Genomic DNA, 23,656 nt, shown 5'->3' with positions numbered 1-23,656 from the left:
GTACGGTTTTCATCCGAGGACCGTTCGCCGAGGTCCCGCGGTAACCGAATTCGCCGCCACGCACGAAACGATGAAGGAATTTCCATGAATACAAGGTGGCGGCGGCTGACCGCGGCGGGTGCGGCGGCGGGCATACTGACCGGAATTTGCGCGCCGGGGGCACAGGCCCAACCTGGCGATACCCAATCGGCCACGGCGGCAAACGGTATCGCGGGCCCGCCGGGCGTGGGCAAGGACCCGGACGGCAGCGTCCCACCTGAGGGATCCGACGACTGGACCTGCCAACCCGCCGCCGCACACCCGCGCCCCGTCGTGCTCGTGCACGGCACCTGGGGCAACCAGAACGACTGGAACGTGCTCGCCCCGCAGCTGAAAACCGAAGGCTACTGTGTCTTCTCGCTGAACTACGGCCGCGACACCGCGAGTGTGCTCGGCGCGCTACCCGGAATGTACGGCGTCGGGGACATCCGCAGGTCCGCCGAGGAGCTCGCCGCCTTCGTCGACCGGGTCCGCGCCGCAACGCATTCGGCGAAGGTCGACCTCGTCGGTCATTCCCAAGGCGCGCTGATGTCGCGCCACTACCTGCGCTTCGCAGGCGGCGCCGACAAGGTCGACCACCTGATCTCCCTCGCGGGCACCAACCACGGCTCCACCATGCGCGGCGTGGCAGGCCGGATCCCGTCCGGCAGCGCCGATTCGGCTTTCTCCGCCGGACTGACAGAAATCGCCGGAACCGCGGCGACCCAGCAGCTCGTGGGCAGCGACTACCTCCGCGACATCAACGCCGCGGGCGATACCGACCCCGGCATCACCTACACCGTGATAGCCAGTACCCACGACGACGCCTCCACCCCACCGGAGGCCACCTTCCTGCAGACGGGCCCCGGCGCGACCGTCGACAACGTGTGGGTCCAAGACTTCTGCGCCACAGACACTTTCGAGCACGCCGTCCTCCCGCAGTCCCCCACCGTCGCCTACATCATCAAGAAGGCACTCGACCCCGACTACACCGGCACCGCCTGCCCCTGACACAGATCCGGGCGGCAAGGCCGATAGCCCTACCGCCCGGATCTGTTGTCGTCAGCTGTGGTCGGTGACGAGCTGAGGATCTGGCTTCGCGTCCTTGGCCTGCTCCGTCTCTTCCATCACCGCTTCGCCACGGGCGACCATGCCCGCCTCGTCGGAGAGCTTCAGCTGCGGGATGAACAGCGCGAGCACGAAGACGATGATCGCGCCGGGGATCAGGTACCAGAAGCCCGGCACCAGCGCGTTCACGTACGCGCCGACGATCGCGTCGTGCAGGCCCTCCGGCAGGTGCTTGACCACCGACGGCACCAGCGCGCTCGGATCGAGCTTCGCCGCCATCACCTCCGGACCGTGCGACATGAACGCGTCGGTGAGCCCCTCGGTCAATCGGTTGGTGAAGATCGAGCCGAAGATCGCGACACCGATCGCGCCACCCATCTCCCGGAAGTAGTTGTTGGCACTGGTCGCGGTCCCGATCTGGTTGGGCGCCACGGCATTCTGCACGACGAGCACGATGATCTGCATGATCAGGCCGAGGCCTGCGCCGACCACGAACAGCATCGCCGAGACGACCCACATCGAGGTGTTCGCGTCCAGCCGGGTCAGCCACAGCATGGCGCCCAGCATGGTCAGCGCGCCGATCGGCGGATACACCCGGTAGCGACCGGTCTTGGTGATCGCGGTCATCGACCCGATCAGGGTGATCATCATGCCGACCATCATCGGGATCAGTAGCAGACCGGAGACCGAAGCGGAAGCGCCGGTGGCCATTTGCAGATAGGTCGGGATGAAGCCGATCGCGGCGAACATCACCAGGCCGACGAGCAGGCCGATCGCCGAGGTCAGCACGAAGGTGCGGTTGCGGAACAACCACAGCGGCAGCATCGGCTCCTCGGCCCGCGCCTCCACCATCACAAAGGCGGCCACCACGACCACCAGCGCGGCGATCATCGCGACGATCGTCGTCGAGCCCCAGGCGTACTGCTTACCGCCCCAGTCGGTGATCAGGATCAACAGCGTTGTCGCGGAAGACATCAGCAGCACACCGAGGTAGTCCGGCTTGGTCTTGGGTCGATGGCTCGGCACGCTCAGGTAGCGGAACGCGATGAACAGCGCGGCGATACCGATCGGCACGTTGATCCAGAAGCACCAGCGCCAGCCGAGCGTGTCGGCGAAGAAGCCGCCGAGCAGCGGTCCGGCCACCGAGGTGATGCCGAAGACGGCACCCATCGGCGCCATGTACTTGCCGCGGTCCTTCGCGGGCACCACATCGGCGATGATGGCCTGCGCCAGGATCATCAAGCCACCGCCGCCGACGCCCTGCAGGCCGCGGAAGACGATGAACTCCCAGAAACTGGTCGAGGCGGCCGCACCGACGGACGCCGCGGTGAAGGCGGTCACCGCGAACAGGAAAAGCCAACGCCTGCCGAACATGTCGCCGAATTTGCCGTAGATCGGCATCACGATGGTGGTGGCCAGCAGGTACGACGTCGCGGTCCACGCCATGTGTGAGACGCCGCCGAGTTCGCCGACGATGGTCGGCATCGCGGTGCCGACGATCATCTGGTCCAGGCTGGCCAGGAACATGCCCGCGATGAGCGCGGAGAAAATGAGCCAGATTCGCTTCTGGGTCAGGACAATTGGGGTAGGCGGCGAGTCAGCCGTCGTGGTCATCGTGTCTCCTGGTTTCGCTCGGCGGGCTGGGCGAACATCCGGGCGGCCATCGCACAGTGGTCGTGCACGGCCGCGGTGAGTGATCTGCTGGTGTCGGCGGTCGCGGACATCGCGGCCCGAGTCGCGATGTTGGTCATGATTCCCGCTGCGAGAGTGGCGAATTCGGGGGTAACCGGCTCGCCCGCGCGCGCGGACAGCAGCTCGCGCACGACGGCCTCCTGCTGCACGCCCGCGGCCATGAACCCGGCGAACACCCGCGGCTCTTCCTTGACGATCTGCATCACCAGCGAAATCGCCTCGCGCACTTCCTCTTCCGGCTCGAGCGCGGAGGCGAACAGCCAGGTGAGGTCGGACATGAGCACCCCGGTCGGCCCACCGGCAACGAACTCCGCCCGCGCCGCGGGCGTGCCGATCTCCTCGATCGGGCCGACGATCGCGTCGAGCTTGGTGTCGTAGTAGTTGAAGAACGTGCGCGGCGAGACCCCGACGACCTTCGCGATGTCGTCCACGGTCGTCGCGTCGAGCCCGTGCGCGACCACCAGCCGTCGAGCAGCCATGCACAGCTCGAGCCTGGTCTTGCGCTTCTTCTGTTCGCGCAGGCCGATCGGCGGCTCCGCGCGGGTGGGGGACGACATGGCAAAAATTTAACACAAACTGCAAAATTTCAGACAGTGCAATTTTCTGTGATCGTGCTCACCCGGCGACGCGCCAGCAGGACCGACACCGTGGGATCCGAACCCAGGCAGCCCGTCGACCTACTACTCACCTGCGTGACTCAGCTCACCAATGCCAGCGCATATCATCCAATAAGCAGCCTCTCAGGTTCGTCACCTACTGTTCATCTCAGTAGATGAGCCCGTTCAGATCACCTGAGCTCATCAGACCAGAGAGGCAATGAGGCCATGGCGCGACGTGTATTTTCCGTGCAATCAATCAGCACCGGCGGCTACCGCCGTTCGATCGCAGCGCTCGCGCTGCTGGTCGGCGGCGTCGTCGCGACGGTGCTCAGCTCCGGTATCGCGATCGCAGACCCCGGCACACGCTCGGACCACGCACCCGGCCGCGGCACCCGCGGCGACAGCACCGGCGCGCACCACATCGACCCCTCCGGCTATCACCACACCGATGCCAATCCACTGCGGCAGAACGAGCATCAGAACTCCTTGCGCGACTACCGAAGTCAGCAGAACCCAGCCGAAGCCACGGCGAACCGCGGCAACGGCGCTGCCTCGACCTGGACCGCTGTGCCGCGAGCCGATGGCGACGGCTGGGTTGTCTGCCGCCCCACTGCCAGCTGGTGCTGATCGGCCCTCGTTCTGAACTTGCTGCACCACTTCGCATTACGGCCCGATGGAGGTGATCCGTCGAAGATGGAAAGAGAGACGACGATGAGAACTGTCAACAGCCCCAAGACCACCCGGATGAAGGCGCTCACCCTGCTCTCGATCGCCGCGGTAGCCGGCGGCGTCACCTTCGGCGCCGGAACAGCCGCCGCCACTGATTCCCGGACAACGACAACAGGCACTGGCGCGCAATGCCTTTGGGCGGCCACCGCGCATCCGCAGGGCTCGACGGTCACCGCCGGTGGCCAGACCTTCCAGTGCACGACCGACCGCGGCGCGCCGTATTGGCGGCAGGGACCGGCGGCGAGCCGACCGAGCACCGTCCCCAATCCCGGCTCGTACACCAACCCGACGGGCCTGTTCAGCGCGGGCGCGCGGCAACCGGGAACCGAATACAACGACTACTGCGTCGGCGGCCAGCTCATCGAAGGCAACGAGGACGTCTATCAGGCGGTCGCGGACCGCAGCGGCAAGCTGTACTGGAAGGCCGCCGCGCCGATCTCCCAGTGGGCCTTCGATTCCGGCGCGGACCGCCCCGGTCCGTCCTCGCGGACCGCGAGCCTCTGCATCGACGGCAACCTGACCTGACCGCGGCTGTCACAGCATCCGTGCGGCCGCGTCGCCGATCGCCTCGTCGAGAATGGCCAGGCCGAGGGACAATTCGTCCTCGGTGGCGGTCAGCGGCGGGGCGATCCGGAAGACGCCGCCCATGCCGGGCAGCTGCACGATGTTCATGTGCAGGCCCAACTCCAGGCAGCGACGCGTGACCAGCGCACCGAGCTCGTCCGAGCCCTGCTTGGTCGCCCGGTCGACGACCAGCTCGAGTCCGGCGAGTAGTCCGCGACCACGGATATCCCCGACGACGGTGTGCCGCTCGGCGATTCGCTCAAGTCCACGCCGCAGGAACGCGCCGAGCTCGGCGGCCCGCTCGTCGAGGCGGTCGCGGACGAGCACGTCGAGCACGGTGTTGCCGACCGCGGCCACCAGCGGGTCGGCGACGTGGGTGGTGAAGAACAGGAAGCCGCGATCGTGCGCCTCCTGCTCGATCTCGGCGCTGGTGAGCACGGCGGCCAGGGGCAGTCCGGCGCCGAGCGTCTTGGACAGCGTGAGGATGTCCGGCACGATGCCGTCGCGTTCGAACGCGTACCAGGATCCGGTGCGGCACAGCCCGGTCTGCGCTTCGTCGAGGATCAACAGCATGCCGCGTTCGCGGCACTTCTCGTGTAGCGCGGCGAAGTAGCCGAGCGGCGGTTCGACGACGCCGCCGGAGCTGAGGATCGGCTCGACGATGCAGGCGGCCAGGCTGCCGACCGACTGGGCGTCGATCAAGTCGAAGGAGAAGTCGAGCTGGCGGCGCCAGTCGAGTTCGCCTGCGGCCGTGGTGAAGTCGGGCCGGTAGGAGTGCGGTGCCGGGATGGCGAAGTTGCCTGGCGCGGCTGGACCGTAGCCCTTGCGGCCCGCGCTGTAGGTCGCGCTCGCGGCGGCCTGGGTCATGCCGTGCCAGGAGCGGGCGAACGAGACGATCTCGTGTTTGCCGGTGACCAGCTTGGCCATCCGGATCGCCGCCTCGTTCGATTCGGCGCCGGTGGTAAGCAGCAGCGCCTTGTCCAGCGGATCGGGCAGGGTGCCCGCCAGCCTGCGGGCCAGGTCGACGACCGGGCGACTGAGCATGCCGCTGAACAGGTGGTCGAGTTCGCCGATCTGGCGGCGGACGGTCGTGACGATGTCCGGGTGCGAGTGCCCGAGGATCGCGCTCATCTGCCCGGAGGTGAAATCCAGTATCTCCCTGCCACTTTCGGTGTACAGGAAGCTGCCTGCGGCGCGGGTGATGATCTCGGGGGTGAAGGTGCCTGCGCCCGCATAGCGCACGAGGTGGCGGTCGGTGTCGGCCCAGAAGTCGTCGGTGGACTGCGGTGTGAAGGTGGGAGAAGCCATATCTCGACGGTAAGGGTGGCGCGAGCGACACGTCCATCTCACAATTCCGGCTGTGCTGTTCGGCTCAGCCGTACAACAATCAAGGGATGCTGAACCCTTGGCGGCTGCGTTTACTCAGCCAACTCGACTCCCTCGGCACCGTCCGCGCGGTCGCGCAGGCGGCCAACCTGAGCGCGTCCAGCGTGTCCCAGCAGCTCGCGGTGCTGGAGGCGGAGACGCGCACGCAGCTGCTGGAACGCACCGGCCGCCGGGTCCGGCTCACCCCTGCCGGGTTGATCCTGGCCCGGCGGGCCAGGGCGATCCTCGACCACATGGGCACCGTCGAGGCGGAGCTGCGCAGTCTCGGCGGCGAACCGGCCGGGCTGGTCCGGCTCGGCGCCTTTCAAAGCGCCATCCACTCGCTGTGCGTGCCCGCGGTGACGCGGCTGGCGGCCAGCCATCCGCACCTCGACATCACGCTGCACGAGCTGGAGCCGCACGAGAGCATGCGTGCGCTGCGCGTCGGCGACGCCGACATCATCGTCACCACAACCGATTTCGTCGAGCAGCCGCTCGGTCCGGACATCGACATCGTGCCGCTGGCCACCGATCCGATCGTGCTCGTGCTGCCACCCGACCGGGCGGCTCGCGGACCCGCGGATCTCGCCGCGTACGCCGACGAGCCGTGGGCTTTCGATACCCCGAAGTCCTACATGGCGAATCTGGCGACCCGACTCTGCCGCGAATCGGGCTTCGAGCCGCGGATAGTCTGCCGTTTCAGCAACTACATGATGGCGCTGCAACATGTCGAGGCCGGGCTGTCGATCACCCTGCTACCTGGCCTCGCCATCGATCCGCGCTACCGCGTCACGACCAGGGAACTCACCAGTCCGGTTACCCGCACTATTACCGCGGTTATCCGGCGCGGTGCACCGCCGCGCGCGGCCGTCAATGTGGTGCTCGATGCCCTGCGCAGACACGGTGAGCTACCCGGTACGAGCGGCCCGATCGAGGGCTGAAAACACTCGAACGAAAAGCGGATCGCTCGCCGACGAGCAGTAAATCGCCCGCGACACGGGCCGTAGCAGCCGGAATTTTCGCCGGAATGAATGGTGCATTTACACAGGTCAATGGCTATTTTCAATACCTATTGGATATTTAGTTACCGTTTCGTTATTACTTTTCAGTGTGTCGGAAATTTGTTCGAACCCGATTGTGTCGAAGGATGGGAAATCGGATCAGCTTGGACTGACAGATCACCGTGATGTTCTCGAATGTATTCGAAGACTTGGTGGTGAAAGCCAAGGCCTTCGAAATGACCATCGGAGGACTTGATCATGGCATCGAAGACCGACGACGACGTCCGAAGTACCCGCTCGCTGCGGCGGGTGTTCTGGTGGACACTTGCCGCAGGCGCAGCCGTCTCCGGCGCACTCCTCTTCTCCGCCGCAGAGGCCTCGGCCCAAACAGTGACCGTTCCCGGCATCGGCAGTTTCGAAGTTCCGAACGAAATCTCCCTTCCCCCAGGGATTCCCGGCCTCCAGGCCTCGGTACCACCGCAGGAGAGCGCGCCATCCGCTGCTCCCTCCCGGACCGAATTCTCCGCTCCCGGAATCATCTTCGCCCTCCCTGACATTCCGGGCTTCGAATACTCCGGTCTGGCAGGGCTTCCCGGCGTCAAGCCGCCGAACACGTTGCACCCGCAGGTCGCACCGATGAAGACGACCGGCGAGGTCGCCGTCGAAGCCGCCCGCGCCAAGATCGGCTCGAACTACGGAACCTCCGCAGGACCCGACGTTTTCGACTGCTCGGGCCTGGTCCAGTGGTCCTACCAGCAGGCCGGCGTCTCGGTCCCGCGCACCAGCTACGACCAACTCGCCGCAGGCACCCCGGTGTCCAAAGACGACCTGCGCCCCGGCGACCTGGTGTCCTTCTACGGCGGCGGCCACTCCGCGCTCTACGCGGGCGACGGCAAGGTAATCCACGCCTCCAGCTACGGCACCGGCGTCGTGGAGTCCCCGATGTCGTCGATGCCCTACGCGGGAGCCTGCCGATTCCAGAACTAGTACCGAATGCTGTTCGTCCGCAGCGCCTTTAGCGGCTTACGATCGTCAGCATGGCTACGGCGATCGAATACAACAGTCCTGGGCTGCTGACAAGCTTGCACGGCGTCGATCCGGCGGCGCTGGAACAGATTCCGACCGACATCATCGACATCTGTCGTCTTGCCCCAGGACTGGTCATTCAACCCCGCGATGCCGAGAACCTCGACTTACCGCCAGAACGGTTCTCGGAGAACCAGATTCGCCAGGTCGTCAAGCTTGTCAACGCGCTGCTGGCGCTGAGTCCAGCGCCCTTGACTGTCCCGCGAGAACCGGACCGCCGCGTGATCGGCACGTGTCGGCACTTCGCAGTGATCAGCTGCGCACTGCTGCGCCAGCGAGGGATCGCGGCCCGGGCCCGCTGCGGCTTCGCGACATACTTCCAGCACGGCCGGGGCCTCGATCACTGGATCACCGAGTATTGGCATGACGTCGAACGCCGATGGGTGCGCATCGATACCGAGATCCTCGGCCAGTCCATCCTGGATCGCCCGGAGGACCTCCGGGCCGGTGAGTTCTTCAGCGGCGGTGAAGCATGGATCGCCTTCCGCGAAGGCCGGATCGACGCCGCGACGTTCGGCGTCAGTGGCACCGCTAATTGGGGACCGGCCGAGATACGCGGCAACGCGATCAAAGATCTCGCCGCCCTGAACAAGGTCGAGATGCTTCCGTGGGACGAGTGGGGGCGCATGACCGCGTCATACAACGGCGAGACCGGCCCGGACTACGACGAATTCCTCGACACGATCGCCGCCACCGCCGCCGGCGACGATCCAGCCGCTATCGCCGAACTGTACGCACACGACGACCTCCGAGTGCCTGCCGAACTCATCCGCTGAACGTTCACACTCAACGGTTCGTTCTGCTGCCAACTGCGACCGCATCAATCCCTGCGAGGATCAGTCGCTTTCGGTCGGTTCGTCCGCAGGGGCGGGCGCGGCAGGCCCGGCTATCCGAATGACCCCGGCATCCAGATCGAGAGCAAGCCGGGGACGGTGCGGCTGTCCGTCGCTGTCCCCGCTGCCCTCGTCGGCCAGCTTCTGTCCCGGAAATAGTTCGCCCATGACGCCCATAAGTCCACCATAGACCCGAGCGGACAACCGCCTGCGCTACGTCTCGGAACGGATCATCCCTTTGGTCCGCATGAGGTGCTCGCCGAGGTAACCGTCGTGCGGAACGCCAGGTCGCAGCCAGGTGGTGGCGTTGTCACCCAGGTAGAGGTTGGTGATCGACGGCTCATTCAGTAATGCGTCGATCAGGTCGCGCCGGGTGGTCATCGCGGTGAGGACCAGCGAATCCCGCAGCGGTGCAACGCCTTCCTCCGGTCGCCACGGCCCGACCCAGACGCACGGGAACGGGAGCTCGACATTGAGCTGCGGGGCGGCGCTGTTCGCGACGAGATGGACCGCGGGCCGTAGCACGGCGCCACCGGAGGGCAGTTCGTCGACGATGGTGTCGCCGCCGAGGAACGCGCGGGCCTCGCCTGCGACGGTGTGCAGATAGCGATCGACGGCCTGGGCGGACGCTACGGGTTGCACAGTAAGAATCGCTGCCGGATCACCAGGTGGCAGGCTCGGAATCGCACGCAGTTTCTCAGCGATTGCCCGTGCGACGGGCTCCGGATCGCCCTCGACGAGAATCGCGGTGGCGCAGGTGCACGCGGTACCGCCGAGGTGGCTGACCGAATCCGCGAGCAGATCGAGTTTCGCGCGCCAGTCGACGTCGGCGGTCACCAGGATCTTCGAACGGCCCGGGCCCTGGGTCAGCACCCTCGGGTTGGCGGAGTACTTGTCGACGACGTCCTGGCCGCCGTACACGATGGCGAAGTCGGCCTCGGCCACGATCACGTCGGCGGCGGCGTAGTCCGTCGGCAGCAATGTCACGATCTCCGGCGGGAATCCCGCCTCGCGCAGCGCGCTGACCAGGCGGAAAGCTGTGAAGGACTCGCGCGCCGACGGGCGAACCGCCACTTTGTATCCCATCGCGAGCGCCTCGGGCCACAGCCCGTGCACAGCGGGCGTATTGCCTGCCGCGTGCACTGCGAACAGATCCCCCTTACGCGTCCACACCGCCGACCCCGAGAGAGTCTGCGGATCGCGCCAATCCGCCACCGCGCCGCGCGGCATCGCCAACTCGAGAGTCGTCCGCAGCGATCGGAGTACGTCGGCGACCCACGCGATCGACTGCTGGACCACGCCGAGTGGAACACCCGACGCGGTCGACACGAGCTGCGCGTAGTCCGCAGGGCCGAGACCACCGATATCCGCACTCACGAACAATTCGGCGGCCTTCTCCAGCGCGGCGAGCCGTTCGGCACCGGGCAGCACCGGCGCGCGGCGCATCGCGGCCAGGGTTCGCCGCACGTATATCGGTGGCACCTGGCTTATCTCGCCGATCTGGTCGCCGGCGAGCGACAGCAGCGGCTTGCGCTCACGGGCGCGATACTCGCCCGCGGGGCCGAGGGCATCGAGGTAGACGAACATCAGTACACGCCCTCGATCACGGAGTTGTCGTCGAAGACCTGAACCGGTCCGACGTCGGCGACCGCGCAACCGAGCGCGCCGGGTAGCGGCTCGACCTTGGTGGCCAGGTCGCGTTCGAGATTGTTCGGCAGCAGTGCGTATTTGGTGAGATGGTTCATCACTACCTGTCCACGTTCGCCGAATTCGACCTCGGCACCGGTGTCGGGGTGGACGACATCGAAGGCGATGTACGGACTGGGCGCGTCGAATACGGGCAAGCCGTCCGGCCGTTCCTCCCGCCGTTCTCGCGACATCCCGAGAATGGTGGTGCTTCCGTACAGGCCCTTCAGCGGAATGCCGGGGAATATCTCACGCCGGAAGATATCTCGCGAATCGGCGTCCATGTGCGCACCGCTCCAGCAGATGAATTGGACCTGCTTGCGGATTGCCGCCACGAGATCGGCCCGACGGGCAATGCGTTCGAGCAGCGGCGGTGTCGTGATCAGCAGGCCGACCGATTGGGTGGCCAGGAGGTAGGCCGCCTGATCGACGAGGTGTTCGGCGTATCGTTCCGCCTCCTCGGTATCGCCGCGGGCAAGTATCCGCTTGATCCAGCGCGGATCGAGATCGATGGTGAACTTCACCCCGTTGTGCCTGCGTGCGCGGCGAGTTGCGAACTCGCCGAACATGTGTGGCCCGCTCGGCGCGATCGCCAGCGTGTTCATCGTGCCGAGGCCGGCATAGTGGAAGTCGTCCCAGTCGAGGGCGAATTCCATCCAGCGTTCGAACATCACGAACCGCTTCGGCGCGCCGGTGGTGCCGCCGCTTTCGAATATCCCGGCGATCTCGCGATCCGCGCCGTCGAGTCCACGCGGAATCAAATCCTCGACGGCGACATCCCGAAACTCGTTGATGACGTTGGGAAACCGGGCCAGATCAGCGAAAGTATGCACCTCGGTGCGTGGGTCGAAATCCAGGGTCCGGGCGCGGCGCAGCCAATAGGGGCTACCGGTCTCGGCGCTGAAATGCCACTTCATCAATTCGTGCAGATATTCGTCCGGATCGACGGCGGCGGTGGAGATATCGAGAATGGCCGAACACATGTGTCCTCCAGCTGCGGGTCTCTGACCACTACAGCTTCGGGCACGTGATGGGGGCTAAACCACATCGGAGGCGAAGGCGATCAAACGATAGGAACAACCCCGGTCAAACTTCACGAATGCGCCTGTGCCCCAATAGAATACGTCCGGTCATCCGCCTACCAAGCGACCGATTTCGTCGGGGGGTGTGCTCGAAGATGTCCGATTCGCTCTACGCTGGCCGCATGTCTGTTCGCCGCCTGATCGTCTTGTCCATGCTCTCCGTCTTCGCCTTGCTCGGAGTGTCCGCCTGCACCGTCGAAGGGGCGGGGACCAAGACCGACTGTGCGGTGAGTGGCTGCACGGTCACCTTCGATCGCGGCGTCAACGCGAAGGCCACCATCCTCGGGGTGGATGCGGAACTCGTTGCGGTGAACGGCAATACGGTCACTTTGAAGGTGGGTAACCAGGAGGTCAGCGTTCCGGCCGGGGACAGTCAGCCCGCCGACGGGCTGAACGTGCAGGTGCAGGAGATCACCGGCGACAAGGTCGTGGTCAGGCTCTCCACCGGAATTACCGCCAGCTGAGCGGTCAGCGCGGATCGCTGCGGTACCTGGTGACGAATCGGCGCAGTATCTCCTTGGGCGCGGTGATCGCCTCCCGGTGCCCCAATGCGGTGAGGTAGTCCGCCTCATCCGGGTCGAAATAGCCTGCGTGCCGGTAGGTCTCGATGCGCAGCGCGAGTCCGTCACCGTCGAGTTCGGGGTGGAACTGGGTCGCGTACACGTGCTCGCCGACCCGGATCATCTGTACCGGGCAGTCGGCCGAGGTGGCGAGCAGCACCGCGTTCGGCGGCACCTCCTGACACGCTTCCTTGTGCCCGACGAAGGCCCGGAACGTCTGCGGGATGCCCGCGAGCAGCGGGTCTTCGCCTGCGCGGTCGGTCAATTCGATGGTCTGCGCGCCCGGCGGCTCGTCGTATCGTTCGCCGCTCACCGGGCCGCCGAGGACATCGGCCAGAATGCTCAGCCCGTAGCAGGCGCCCAGATACGGGAAGTCGCGCGCGACGATCTCGGCGAGCAGCTTCTTCAATCCGGGCTCGAACCGCAGCTGGTAATCGTATTTCTCGGACTCCGGATTGCCGACATTGCTCGGCCCGCCGCCGACGATCACCGCCGAGAAATCGTCGAGCACCAGGTCGGGCAGGCCCTGCTGGTCCATCTGCACGCGCACCACGTCGTCGGCGTCGAGCTCGCCCGCGCGCAGCACGGCTCGGTATTCGTCGTCCGCGGCGGGGCGCTCGGGTCGCAGTTGGAGCAGCAGGCAGGGCTTGGGCATGCACAGATTGTGCAAGACCAGCACCGCTGACATGGCGTTACGCGGACAAGTGGCGAGTCATCGGACGCGCAACGTCGGTCGTTTGAATGACGGTCATACGGCCGATACCCGGCACCGGTCGCGACTGTCAGGCTGGACGGTGTTCTTCGGCTGGGATACGGCCACCCGACACGACTGAAGCCGAGCACCGAGGGGTTAATCGGCCTTCAGTACGGCAGCCGCAAGCAGCCAGCCTGCGGCTGCCGTGTGTCGCGTACCTACGCGGGCGGCGCTATCGCAGTGGATCTGTCGTCCTCGGTGCCGAGGTTCCTGGCTTGCCGCTGCTGGCCGACGGTGCCGCGCAGGACGCTGACACCGGCGGTCAATGCGGAACCTCCGGTGTTCCAATCGATTCCGGCAGGCTGGGAGGTCAGGACGACCACCGTGTACGGCAGCTGGGTCCCGCTCGGTCCGACCAGGCCGGTGGTGTCCAGCGTGGTGGAGTTGTCCAGCGCCATCCAGCCCTGTTTCACCGCCCAGCTGAGGCCGGGCAAACCATCCGGGATGCCGAAGTACTGGTCGGTGCCGTCGGCGGAGATCTCGCTGGTACCGCGCAGCGCGCCGACGACGAGGTCTCGGGACGGCTCGGGCACATCGGTGGTCAGGTAGCGGTAGATGGTGGCCACATCCCGCGCGGTGGTCAAGGTCTCGCCCCATTGCTCCGGGTCGTCGGGCGGCTGCGTGCCGGTCAGGCCGATCGCGTCGATCATCCTGGCGACGATCGCGTCGCCCCCGTTCGCGTCCCACAGGGCGTCGGCGACGTTGTCGTCGCTGGCGGACAGCATCTCGCGCAGCTGTGCCGCGGTATCCGAATCAGGCTGCCAGCCTTGACTGTTCAACGCGTCCAGGGCGATCAGCAGTTTGACCACCGACGCGGTGTAGAACTGCTGGTCGAGATTCAAGCCGACAAGCACTGTCCCGGAACTCATGTCGACCACGTCGATCCCGACCTGCGACCCCGGCGAGACGGCCTGAATCGCCGCCTGCATCTGCTGCGCCAGCGCCGTGGACGACGCGGCGGACTGCGGCAGATGCGGAACGGGCGTCCCGCGCACCGGTGTTACCGCGACCGGCGGGGCACCGCTCGCCGGTGTCGCCGCCACGGCGGAGCCCTGGTCGTGCGGCCCGGCCGCCGCCAGCGGCGCCGCCACCAACGCTGATATCGCCACTGCCGCTACACAACCGGCGGACGCTGCACCCCACCCCCATATCGATCCCATACCTATTTGAACCATGCGCGGCTGGTGAAACCTCGAGGGGCCCTTGGCAATTAGCTGTGACCCGGCCGCGAGCCCCGGATTCCGTTGTCGGCACGGCCTCAGGGTCAGCGCACGACGGGTATCGGGGTAGGTCCGCCCTGAGGATGACATCGGACGCGACCGCGGGGCGATGCCCATCGGGGCGGACCCGCGCAGAATCGCTGGTGCGGTTGGCGATCACAAGCATTCTGTAGGGAAATTCCTAGCCGCAGACGATTTGATGCACAGGTGCAGTTGGCGGGGCTTCTGCGCATACCGCAGTGAGATCACGATCTACCTGGTGAAATGGAGAAGACAGTGCCCGCGACGTTCCCGAGTTCCAGCACCCTGGCCGCCTCTGACGCAGTGCAGGACTACCGCCGCCGCGGATGGACAGTCGCCGAAACCGCCAACGGCGTCTGCCTGATCACCGACGAGCAGATAGCGGCCATCGAACTCACCGGCACCCTCGCCGCCGAGGTCCGCCGCTTCCTGCGCGCGAACAACCTGTCCGGCCCGGTCATCGAGATCCCCGGCGCCGAGCGCCGCGAGATCCACCTGGTAGTCGGCGCCGCCAAGGCGACACTGGCCATCGAAGCCCTGCGCGTCGCGGGCGCGATCGTGCACACCGACGGCGCGAGCATCCCGCTCCCCCCGACCAGGCTGTCGAACGGTTCAGCCAACTGGGCCATCTCCCCCACCGAAGCCCGCTGGACCCCACCGGTAGTCGCCATCTCCGCCGCGGTGCACGCCGCAGCCCCGGCCCGGCACCGCCTCACCGAAGTGGCCTGCTAACTGCCGCAACAAGATTGGGCTCGGGACGGGCCGATCAGGCGACGACGTGGCGCGGTTCCGGGAAATGGCAGGCTGCGAGGTGTCCTTCGGTGGATGAGCCCAATTGGATCAGTGGTGGTTCCTGCTCGGCGCAGATGTTCTCGGCTTTCCAGCAGCGGGTGCGGAAACGGCAACCGGAGGGCGGGTTGATGGGTGAGGGGACGTCGCCGGTGAGGCGGATTCGCTCGCGTTGTTTCGCGCTGTCGGGATCGGCCTCCGGGACCGAGGACAGCAGCGCCTGGGTGTAGGGATGGTGTGGGCGGTCGTAGAGGTCGGCGCGGTCGGCGATCTCGACGATCTTGCCCAGGTACATGACCGCGATGCGCTCACTGAAGTGCCGCACCACCGCCAGGTCGTGCGCGATGAACACGAAGGCGATGCCGAGGTCGCGTTGCAGCCCCTGCAGTAGGTTCACCACCTGCGCCTGAATGGATACGTCCAGGGCAGAGACGGGTTCGTCGGCCACGATCAGCTTCGGGCTCAGTGCCAGCGCGCGGGCGATGCCGATGCGCTGCCGCTGCCCACCGGAGAACTCATGCGGAAAACGGTTGTAGTGCTCGGGATTCAGACCGACCGTCTCCAGCAGTTCCCGCACCCGGCTGCGTCGGCCACCGGGTGGGTTGATGCCGTTGATCTCCATCGGCCCGGCGATGATCGCGCCCACCGTCTGCCTCGGGTTCAGTGAGGAGTACGGATCCTGGAAGATCATCTGGATCTCGGACCGGATGGGCGCCAGCTCACGGCGCGTGCGGTGCGTGATGTCCTGGCCGCGGTAGGTGATCGTGCCTGCCGTCGGCTCCAGCAGCCGGGCCAGCATCCGCCCGGTGGTCGACTTGCCGCAGCCGGACTCGCCCACTAGGCCGAACGCCTCGCCGGCGGACACGCTCAGATCGATGCCGTCCACCGCGCGCACCACTTCGGTTTGCCGTTTGAACAGGAACCCGGAGCGGATGGGGAAGTACATCTGCAACCCGGTCGCGGTCAGCAATGGTCCGGCCTCGGTGCGGCGCGAAATCGGTTCGGACAGTGACTGTTCGGTCAGCGTCTGGTCGGTCATGATGCGCTCCCGAGGCCGAGCGTCGGCCGGACGATATCGACGAAGATGCGGTCAGCCTCCTCGTCGGCCAGGTGGCAGGCCGACCCGCGCTCTGCGGCGGTGCCGAGCTCCGGCCGCTCGATCTTGCAGCGCGCGTCCGCTACGCGGTCCACGTAATCGCACCGAGGATGGAACGGACATCCGGACGGCACGTCGATCAGGCTCGGCGGCGCACCCCTTACCGGTTTCAGCGGCGTATCCACATCACCGCCCAGGTGCGGGATCGACGACAGCAGACCCCAACTGTAGGGATGCCGTGGCTGTTTGAGTACCTCGCGCACCGTGCCCCGCTCCACGCACCGGCCCGCGTACATGACCAGCACGTCGTCGGCCATCTGCGCGACCACACCCATGTCGTGGGTGATCAGGATGATCGCCGTGTTGAACTCGCTCTGCAACTCCCGGAGCAGGTCCAAGATCTGTGCCTGCACCGTCACGTCGAGTGCTGTCGTCGGCTCGTCCGCGATCAGCAGATCGGGATCACAGCAGAGCGCTATCGCGATCATCACCCGCTGCCGCATACCCCCGGAGAACTGGTGCGGATACTCGTCCACCCGCCGCTGTGGTTGCGGTATACCAACTTTGGTAAGCATCTCGATGGCCCGCGCCCGCGCCCGCTTCTTGGACGCGCCGGTGTGCCTGCGGTATGTCTCGATGATCTGATCGCCGACCGTGTAGTACGGCGACAATGCGGTCAGCGGATCCTGGAAGATCATCGAGATCCGCTTGCCGCGGAACTGCCGCGCGGTTCGCTCGTCCGCCCCGGCCAGGTCCGTCCCCTCGAACAGGATCTGCCCGCCGATCGTCGAACGCTCGCGGTTGTGCAGGCCGAGGATGGCCATGGCCGACACGCTCTTGCCCGAGCCCGACTCGCCGACGATGCCGAGTGTCTTACCCCGGACGAGGTCGTACGACAGCCCGTCCACCGCCTTGACCGTGCCGTCTTCAGTTCGGAAGTGCACCAACAGATCTCGCACCGAGAGAATGGTGCCTTGACTGGACATGTCACGCTCCAGTGTCGATTCGGCCCTGGTCATCCCAGCCTCACCCTCGGGTCGATGAACGCGTACACGACGTCCACCACGATGTTGGCCACCACCACGGCGGTAGCGGCCAGCAGCACCACGGCCATCATCACCGGCAGGTCGGAGTCCTGCACGGAGTTGACGGCCAACTGCCCGATCCCGGGCAGATTGAACACGGTCTCGGTGACGAGGGCACCACCGAGCAGCACCGCGATGTCCAGTCCGAGCAGGGTGGCGATCGGGCTCATGGCGCCGCGAAAGGCATGCTTCAGATAGACATTCGCGTTGCCCATGCCCTTGGCGCGCACGGTACGGACGTAGTCCTCGTTCAGCACTTCCACCATCGAGGAACGGGTGAACCGCGCGTAGGCCGCGGCGGTGATGATGGCGAGGCAGACCCAAGGCAGGAACAACCCGGTCCCCCATTTCACCGGATTATCGAAGAACGACGTATAACTGGGCACCTCCATGAGGTGCGTCGAATACACGAAGAGGAACAGCAGAAACGGGCCGAGCACGAAAATCTGCTGCGCGCCGCCGAGCACCGCGAAACCCATCGCCGCCTTGTCGGCGAACTTCCCCTTGCGCAGCGCGGCCAGCAGGCCGAGGCCGATGCCGACGACCAGGAACATCACCACCGCGCCGACGGTAAGCGAGAACGTGACCGGGATCCGATCCAGGATGGTGTCCAGTACCGGCCGATGGTTGTGGAACGAGTAACCGAGGCACGGAGCCGAGCAGTAGGTGTCGGCGATGGTGCGGCCGGTGAAGATCCCGGCGAGGTAGTCGAGGAACTGCTGCCAGACCGGCTTGTCCGTACCCAATTGGTGTGCGACAGAGGCGATCAGCTCGGGTGAGCAGGTCTTTCCGCAGGCCAGCCTGGCGACATTGTTGCCGGGGGCCACATAGAACATCACGAAGGTGACCGCGCAAACAACCAGCAGGATCAGAAGGCCGCCGAGGATCCGGCGGGTGAGGAAGGCCAGCATTCGGAGATCGCTCTCTGGAGGAGGAGCCGGGTGACGGGCAACCTGTCCGGCACCCGGCTCGAGACTTCGTCAGACCTGCGCTACTTCTTGATATAAGCGGTGGTCAGGTCGAGGCTCAAGCTGATCGCGTCCATCCGCGCCCCGCCGACCTTCGAGCCGAACATCAACTGTTTGCGCAGGTACACCAACGGGATTGCGGCCGCATAGTCCCGCTGAATCAGCTGATCCAAGGGCATGTACTCCTTGCCCTGGGCGTCGATGTCCTGGATCGCCTGCACGCGGTTGATCTCGTCGTCGACCGCCTTCTCCTTGAGCTGGGCGTAGTTGTTGCCCTCATCCTTGACCGCCCCGCCGTAGTACACGGCGCTGTACACGGTCCGGTTGGTCGGCCAGTCCGGGCCCCATGAGTTCCAGATCAGGTCGAACGGATTGTTCAGACGCCCGACCGCATCGTAGAAACCCTTGTCCGGCACCGGGTTCAGGTTGACCTCGAAGCCTGCGGCCTCCAACGCGCGCTTGATCGGGGTACCCCACCGGTCGGCGGTCGGGGTGGAGTCCCAGGCCACGTTGACCTTGTAGCCGAGTTGATGTGCGTCGGTGAGGATCTGCTTCGCCTTCTGCGGGTCGCCGTTGTCGCCGACGCCGTACGGGTTGGGCTGCGCCGAGTAGCCCACCGAGTTCCGCGGGCTGAGCGTGGTGGCGATATTGCCGAAGAAGGGGCCGCCCTGCGTGGTGACGACATCCTGCTTCGGGAACGCGGTGGCGATGGCCTTGCGGACGTTCACGTCGGTGACCCGGGCGGTGTTGATCGCGAAGGCCTGCACGGAGTTGGTCTCGGCATCGACGGTGCGCTGCTTCAACTTCGGATCCTGCAGGATGGCCTGCACCTGGTCGGTGTCGATACCGCTGTAGTAGGAGGCCGCGCTCGGGTCGGTGTCCGCCTTCAGCTGGTCGGTCTGCTGCTTGGCCATCACGCCGAACTGGAAGTGGATCTGATCCAGGTACTGGTGCCGGACCGGGTCGGTCTTCGGATCCCAGTTCGGGTTTCGCACCAGGGTCAGCGTCTTGTCGACCTCGTGTGCGCCGATCTTGTACGGCCCGGTGGCCATGTCGCCGAGCCCGTTGGCGTCCAGGTCGGCGGGCTTGGCGTCCTTGTCCTTGCGCACCGGGACGGTCTCGCTCATCGAGGCGGCGAACGGGAAGTCCGACTCCGGCTCGGCCAGATGGAAGATGATGGTCTTGTCGTCCGGTGTCTCGATCTTGTCGGGGCCGAGTTCCTGGCCACCGAACGGGCCAGGGTAGACCGAGCTGAAGTCGTCCTTCCCGGCCAGCCACAGCTGGACCCACTTCGGCCCGGTCGCGAACGTCGGATCGAACGTGCGCTCGACGCCGTACTTGATGTCCTGGGACCTGATCGGCGTGCCGTCGGCGTATTTCACGCCGTCCTTCAGGGTGTACTTCCAGGTCTTACCGCCGTCGGAGGCCTCGCCGGTATTGGTGGCCAAGTCGCCGACCAGCGCCATCGAGCCGTCGTCGTGCTGGTTGAACACGGTGAGCCTGCGGTTGATGAGCCGGAATGTCCCGTCATCCGGGGCGGTGTAGACCTTGGCCGGGTCGTAGTGCGGGTGGTCGGCGCGCCACATCAGGTCGAGGGTGCCGCCCTGCTGGGCACCGGATACCTCCGCGGCCGGACCGGTCGACTGTTTGCCGGTCGGGTCGAGAGTGAGTTTGCTCTGTACGGCCTTCGGCTGGTCGGTACTGCCGACATTGGTGCCGCCGGCCGAGCAGCCTGCCGTCACCAGTGCCAGCGCCGCCGCCACCGCGGCGGCCTGCGCGAGATGGGTTTTCTTCATTCCAGTTCCTGCCTCCTCTTGCCGCCGGAAAGCCCGGCGACCCAACGGTTATCGGCTGCCCTTCGGGTCGAGGGCGTCGCGCACCGAGTCGCCGAGCAAGTTGAACGCGAGCACGAAAAGCATCATCCCGATACCGGGGAAGACCAGGTAGGTGATGTCGGAGGAGATCAGGCCGGATCCGTTCTGGACCATCACGCCCCAATCGGGCGTCGGATCCTTGATGCCGACGCCGAGGAACGACAGCGCCGCCTCCGCCGTGACGTACGCGGGCAGGTCCAGCGTCGCCAGCACCAGGATCGGGGTCCACAGATTCGGTAGCAGTTCCCGGAAGATGATCCGCCGGGGACCGGCCCCGGTCACCTTGGCCGCCTCGATGAATTCGCGCTCCCGCAACGAGAACACCTGGCCACGCTGCAGCCGAGCGTTGCGGGTCCAGCCGAACAAGGTCAGCAGTCCGATCATGCTGGCCGCCCGCACCCACGGCGGAACCTCTTGCCCGGTCGCCTGATAACTAGCCCAGGCGACGGGCATGAAGGCGAGGATGAACAGGGTGGACGGGATGGACAGCAGGATGTCGGTGATCCGGCTGATGACGTAATCGGTCCGGCCACCCACATACCCGGCGGTGACGCCGAGCAGGGTGCCGATGATCGTCGTCAGCAGCACCACGGCCAGCGAAATCAGCAGGGAGGTACGGATTCCGTAGACCAGCACGATGAGCACGTCGCGGCCGGTGTGCGGCTCGATGCCGAACCAGAACTGACTGTCGATGCCGCCGTTGGGCTTGACCGGGAAGCCGGTGTCGGTGAGCAGTCCATTGGCGGTCGTGGCATACGGGGTGTACGGGTCCTTGCCGTAGACCAGCGAGATCAGCGGCGCGCCGAGGCCGACGACGAAGAAGAACAACACGACGATGCCCGCCACCACGCCGGTCTTGTCCCGCTTGAACCGAAGCCAGGCAAGCTGACCGGGCGAGCGCCCGACCGGACCCCCCTTGACGGCGGGCACCGCATCCGGTGAAAGCTCATCCGTGAGCAGGGTCGCCACGACTTCCCCTTTGATCACCCGAAAGTAACAACAATGGGCGAAACGTACGGCCCGTACCCTCCAACGTCAACCCTCGCACTCGTTTACTTAACAAACTGTGCACATAGATCGAGCGGTCGCCGTGTGTAGACCGCAAACAGGCCACCATTGCGTCGGTTTTTGTACCAGAGGCCAACTCATCCGAGTAGCGTGATACACACCCATGCCCCGAAAACCCCCGACCCCCAACAGATCTCAGCGTCCGGCGGCCGACCGGACGACCGCTCCCGGCCGTCGGATTCAACTGGGGATTTCCCCAGTTGCCGGGGTTGCGCAACGGGCAGATCCGTGGTCGGATCCGCCCGTCGACCGCGGTATTCCGCCGATCAGGATTCGACGAAGTCGGCGTTCACCATGCACAGCTTCCATGCGCCGTCGCGGCGGGACAGGGTGTTGGTGTAGTCGATGTCCTTGAAGTACTGCTTGTACTTTTCGGGCACGTTCGTGTATTCGATATGCGCCAAGAGGGTTGCCGAATCGGGGCCGGTTTGGCTGAGGCCGGTAATGGTGGCGTTGTAATTGACGTCCTTGACCTCGGGGCCGAGATTCGCGTCGTTCTGCGGGACGAACTGGGCGACATTCGCGCGGAGCGTATCTTGCGCCTCGGGGCAGGAGGTCGCCGCCAACGTTGTCCAATCCTTCGCATTGACCATGTTGATCATCTCGTTCCCGGTCTTGACCAGTTCCGGGTCGAGCTTGGCCGAATCTCCGACGGCAATCGGCGCATCGGGAGCGTTGAATACCGGCGGCGCGGGCAGCGGCTGGTACCCGCCTCGTTTCAGGTTGGCATCCACCGAACGCTGCCACGAACCATCGGCGATCATCGCCTGAATCGCGCCGGTGATCCGAGTCTGCAGCTCGGTATTGCCCTTCTTGACACCGACGCCGTACCGCTCCTTGGTGAACGGGTGGCCGACCACCCGCAGCTGGTCCGAATGCATTGCGGCATAACCCGCGAGAATCACACCGTCGGTGCTCACCGCGTCCACGGTGCCGCCGAGCAGATCATCGACGCACTGAGAATACGTATCCCGAGCAGTCACCTCGACATCAGCGGAGAAGTCTTTCTTGATCTTATCGGCCGACGTGGAACCCTTTGCGGTACAGACACGTCGGCCGCCGAGCGCCTCGGGCCGATCGATGCTGGTCTCACCCTGACGCACCAGCAGGTCCTGACCGGTCATCAGGTACGGACCGGCGAAAGACACCTGCTTCTGCCGAGCAGCGGAGATCGAGTACGAGGCGACGACGAAATCGACCGCACCGGAGCTCAACATGTCCTCTCGCCGATCGGTGCGCGCCTCCTTCCACGTGATGTGATCGGGCTGCACGCCAAGGTTTTCGGCGATGTAGGCGGCGGTATCGACATCGAAACCCTTCGGCTTACCGTCCGCACCCATGACCGACATTCCCGGCTGGTCGTATTTGATACCGATAGTGAAAGACGGTGACTTTTCCGCAGCGGACGACGACTGGTCGTTGTCCTTGGCACATGCGGCACCAGATATCAGGGTGGCCGCGAGTGTCACGGTGAGGACGACACGCTTCATGTGGGGCGTTACCTCCAGAATTTGTTGGGAAGTGTGTAGGCATGCGGCGCGGCCCCCGAATCGGCAACTGTGTGCGCGATTCGGGGGTTCTCATGCAGGCTTTACCGGCCGATCAATACCGCGAGAGCAGGTCGATCCCAGACGAATGCGGTGCAATTAGAGCACACAGCTCGAGCTCCCGGCCTCAATGAATCAGTGCGCGCCGCGTTGCGGCGACGAAAGGGCAACCAGCGCAGCGGCACCGGGTTCGGGACAATCGACCGGGCGGGATGTGCCGGACTCAGGTAAGCACGGAGGCTGCGGTCACCGGGCTTGGAACAGGTAGGTTTTCGGCCGCCTGGTCCAGCAAAGCGCACACCTCGCGGTCGGTGACCGTGGCGAAGTCTCGGTACCAGGGGCGGATCGAGCCGAACAGCTCCCGTGATTCCAGGCAGATGATGTGGTCGGCGACCCTGGTCAGTGCGCGCAGCGGCCGATACGCGCCGACCGGTACGGCGAGCACCACCCGATCCGCGCCGCGCGCACGGGCGATCACGCAGGCCGCGTGGGCGGTGGCGCCGGTGGCCAGACCGTCATCGATGATCACCGCCGTGGCACAGTCCAACGACACGCGCGCATGATCGCGGTGGTACTGGGCGACGCTGCGACGCAACTGTTGTTGCTGCTCGCGGGCCACGGCGAGCCGTTCGAGCTCGGAAACCAATGCACGAGCGACCATCTCGTCATCGATGACCCGCACCCCGTCCTCGCCCAGCGCACCGAACACCAGCCAGGGCCGATCCGGGACAGTCAGTTTGCGTACCACCACGACATCAAGGGGAACACCCAGCGCGGTCGCAACTTCGTAGGCGACCGGAACACCGCCACGCGGCAAACCCAGGACCACCACACCAGGTCCGGACAGCCCGCGACCATCGCTTCTGCGGGCCCCCGGCGGCATCCGATCCCACCCCTTTTATGGGCATAGCGGGAGCCTCCACGTCAGATGATCGGCCTGTATAGTTCGCT

The 23,656-nt window shown here is 65.7% G+C and carries 23 protein-coding genes; 8 read left to right on the top strand and 15 right to left on the bottom strand.

From position 1 onward, the window contains the following. Positions 1 to 84: 84 nt before the first annotated feature. Positions 85 to 1,029: an esterase/lipase family protein gene (locus tag ACIBK2_RS34895; RefSeq protein ID WP_396973703.1), complete on the top strand. Its 945-nt coding sequence runs from the start codon at positions 85 to 87 to the stop codon at positions 1,027 to 1,029. Between the two features lie 51 nt (positions 1,030 to 1,080). On the opposite strand, the gene ACIBK2_RS34890 is transcribed toward ACIBK2_RS34895, so the two are convergent. Both ACIBK2_RS34890 and ACIBK2_RS34885 read right to left on the bottom strand, forming a co-directional pair. Beyond that, on the bottom strand, positions 1,081 to 2,700 hold the full coding sequence (locus ACIBK2_RS34890) for an MDR family MFS transporter (protein WP_396973701.1): 1,620 nt from the start codon (positions 2,698 to 2,700) through the stop codon (positions 1,081 to 1,083). After that, positions 2,697 to 3,335: a TetR/AcrR family transcriptional regulator gene (locus ACIBK2_RS34885; RefSeq protein ID WP_396973699.1), complete on the bottom strand. Its 639-nt coding sequence runs from the start codon at positions 3,333 to 3,335 to the stop codon at positions 2,697 to 2,699. Before ACIBK2_RS34885 ends, ACIBK2_RS34890 begins: the two co-directional genes overlap by 4 nt. A 288-nt stretch (positions 3,336 to 3,623) precedes the next feature. Here ACIBK2_RS34885 and ACIBK2_RS34880 point away from each other — a divergent pair, with 288 nt between their 5' ends. Together ACIBK2_RS34880 and ACIBK2_RS34875 are read left to right on the top strand one after the other, a co-directional pair. Next, positions 3,624 to 4,004 carry a hypothetical protein gene (locus ACIBK2_RS34880; protein ID WP_396973697.1) on the top strand — a complete coding sequence of 127 codons (381 nt, stop codon included), beginning with the start codon at positions 3,624 to 3,626 and terminating at the stop codon, positions 4,002 to 4,004. 84 nt (positions 4,005 to 4,088) lie between these two features. Then, positions 4,089 to 4,631, top strand: a complete 543-nt coding sequence (locus ACIBK2_RS34875) for a hypothetical protein (protein ID WP_396973695.1) — start codon at positions 4,089 to 4,091, stop codon at positions 4,629 to 4,631. A 9-nt stretch (positions 4,632 to 4,640) separates the two neighbouring features. Here the strand turns inward: ACIBK2_RS34875 and ACIBK2_RS34870 are convergent, their stop codons facing one another. Then, positions 4,641 to 5,978 (bottom strand): aspartate aminotransferase family protein, encoded by a 1,338-nt coding sequence (locus ACIBK2_RS34870; protein ID WP_396973693.1) that lies wholly within the window; start codon positions 5,976 to 5,978, stop codon positions 4,641 to 4,643. Between the two features lie 86 nt (positions 5,979 to 6,064). Here ACIBK2_RS34870 and ACIBK2_RS34865 point away from each other — a divergent pair, with 86 nt between their 5' ends. The 3 genes from ACIBK2_RS34865 (at position 6,065) to ACIBK2_RS34855 (ending at position 8,898) form a co-directional block, all read left to right on the top strand. After that, on the top strand, positions 6,065 to 6,976 hold the full coding sequence (locus tag ACIBK2_RS34865; RefSeq protein ID WP_396973691.1) for a LysR family transcriptional regulator: 912 nt from the start codon (positions 6,065 to 6,067) through the stop codon (positions 6,974 to 6,976). A 318-nt stretch (positions 6,977 to 7,294) separates the two neighbouring features. Further along, complete coding sequence (locus ACIBK2_RS34860) at positions 7,295 to 8,023, top strand: C40 family peptidase (protein WP_396973689.1); 729 nt, start codon at positions 7,295 to 7,297, stop codon at positions 8,021 to 8,023. A gap of 50 nt (positions 8,024 to 8,073) precedes the next feature. Beyond that, entirely contained in the window at positions 8,074 to 8,898 is an 825-nt protein-coding gene (locus ACIBK2_RS34855) for a transglutaminase domain-containing protein (protein WP_396973687.1), read from the top strand. A 60-nt stretch (positions 8,899 to 8,958) separates the two neighbouring features. Here the strand turns inward: ACIBK2_RS34855 and ACIBK2_RS34850 are convergent, their stop codons facing one another. From ACIBK2_RS34850 to ACIBK2_RS34840, 3 genes are read right to left on the bottom strand one after another with little or no spacing between them, the layout of a single operon-like run. Continuing rightward, a complete protein-coding gene (locus ACIBK2_RS34850; protein ID WP_396973685.1) occupies positions 8,959 to 9,132 on the bottom strand; it encodes a hypothetical protein in 174 nt (57 codons plus the stop codon). Positions 9,133 to 9,168: 36 nt separating this feature from the next. Then, positions 9,169 to 10,542 carry an aldehyde dehydrogenase family protein gene (locus tag ACIBK2_RS34845; RefSeq protein ID WP_396973683.1) on the bottom strand — a complete coding sequence of 458 codons (1,374 nt, stop codon included), beginning with the start codon at positions 10,540 to 10,542 and terminating at the stop codon, positions 9,169 to 9,171. Next, the gene (locus ACIBK2_RS34840) at positions 10,542 to 11,624 is read right to left on the bottom strand and encodes a phenazine antibiotic biosynthesis protein (RefSeq protein WP_396973681.1); all 1,083 of its coding nucleotides are present in this window, start codon (positions 11,622 to 11,624) and stop codon (positions 10,542 to 10,544) included. The genes ACIBK2_RS34845 and ACIBK2_RS34840 overlap by 1 nt, the downstream gene beginning before the upstream one ends. 221 nt (positions 11,625 to 11,845) lie before the next feature. Here ACIBK2_RS34840 and ACIBK2_RS34835 point away from each other — a divergent pair, with 221 nt between their 5' ends. Next, a complete protein-coding gene (locus ACIBK2_RS34835; protein WP_396973679.1) occupies positions 11,846 to 12,187 on the top strand; it encodes a hypothetical protein in 342 nt (113 codons plus the stop codon). Positions 12,188 to 12,191: 4 nt separating this feature from the next. Here the strand turns inward: ACIBK2_RS34835 and ACIBK2_RS34830 are convergent, their stop codons facing one another. Together ACIBK2_RS34830 and ACIBK2_RS34825 are read right to left on the bottom strand one after the other, a co-directional pair. After that, positions 12,192 to 12,938 (bottom strand): glutamine amidotransferase, encoded by a 747-nt coding sequence (locus ACIBK2_RS34830; RefSeq protein WP_396973677.1) that lies wholly within the window; start codon positions 12,936 to 12,938, stop codon positions 12,192 to 12,194. Between the two features lie 257 nt (positions 12,939 to 13,195). Beyond that, on the bottom strand, positions 13,196 to 14,146 hold the full coding sequence (locus tag ACIBK2_RS34825; protein WP_396973675.1) for a serine hydrolase: 951 nt from the start codon (positions 14,144 to 14,146) through the stop codon (positions 13,196 to 13,198). A gap of 387 nt (positions 14,147 to 14,533) precedes the next feature. Between ACIBK2_RS34825 and ACIBK2_RS34820 the strand changes: the two genes are divergently transcribed. Beyond that, positions 14,534 to 15,010 (top strand): hypothetical protein, encoded by a 477-nt coding sequence (locus ACIBK2_RS34820; RefSeq protein WP_396973673.1) that lies wholly within the window; start codon positions 14,534 to 14,536, stop codon positions 15,008 to 15,010. 34 nt (positions 15,011 to 15,044) lie between these two features. Here ACIBK2_RS34820 and ACIBK2_RS34815 read toward each other — a convergent pair whose 3' ends face one another. From ACIBK2_RS34815 to ACIBK2_RS34785, 7 genes are all read right to left on the bottom strand, one after another. Then, a complete protein-coding gene (locus ACIBK2_RS34815) occupies positions 15,045 to 16,013 on the bottom strand; it encodes an ABC transporter ATP-binding protein (RefSeq protein WP_396974127.1) in 969 nt (322 codons plus the stop codon). 89 nt (positions 16,014 to 16,102) lie between these two features. Next, complete coding sequence (locus ACIBK2_RS34810) at positions 16,103 to 17,182, bottom strand: ABC transporter ATP-binding protein (RefSeq protein WP_396973671.1); 1,080 nt, start codon at positions 17,180 to 17,182, stop codon at positions 16,103 to 16,105. After that, complete coding sequence (locus tag ACIBK2_RS34805) at positions 17,179 to 18,159, bottom strand: ABC transporter permease (protein WP_396973669.1); 981 nt, start codon at positions 18,157 to 18,159, stop codon at positions 17,179 to 17,181. Before ACIBK2_RS34805 ends, ACIBK2_RS34810 begins: the two co-directional genes overlap by 4 nt. Before the next feature lie 80 nt (positions 18,160 to 18,239). Beyond that, a complete protein-coding gene (locus tag ACIBK2_RS34800; RefSeq protein ID WP_396973667.1) occupies positions 18,240 to 20,012 on the bottom strand; it encodes an ABC transporter substrate-binding protein in 1,773 nt (590 codons plus the stop codon). A gap of 48 nt (positions 20,013 to 20,060) precedes the next feature. Continuing rightward, complete coding sequence (locus ACIBK2_RS34795; protein ID WP_396973666.1) at positions 20,061 to 21,059, bottom strand: ABC transporter permease; 999 nt, start codon at positions 21,057 to 21,059, stop codon at positions 20,061 to 20,063. Positions 21,060 to 21,424: 365 nt separating this feature from the next. Then, a complete protein-coding gene (locus ACIBK2_RS34790) occupies positions 21,425 to 22,648 on the bottom strand; it encodes a glutamate ABC transporter substrate-binding protein (protein WP_396973664.1) in 1,224 nt (407 codons plus the stop codon). 280 nt (positions 22,649 to 22,928) lie between these two features. Further along, on the bottom strand, positions 22,929 to 23,537 hold the full coding sequence (locus ACIBK2_RS34785) for a phosphoribosyltransferase (protein ID WP_396973662.1): 609 nt from the start codon (positions 23,535 to 23,537) through the stop codon (positions 22,929 to 22,931). Between the last annotated feature and the right edge of the window lie 119 nt (positions 23,538 to 23,656).

Origin of the sequence: Nocardia sp. NPDC050175 (genome assembly GCF_044459885.1) — a bacterium.
Taxonomy (GTDB): domain Bacteria; phylum Actinomycetota; class Actinomycetes; order Mycobacteriales; family Mycobacteriaceae; genus Nocardia.
The sequence above is the reverse complement of the archived record's forward strand: the minus strand, read 5'-3'. Positions and strand labels throughout refer to the sequence as shown.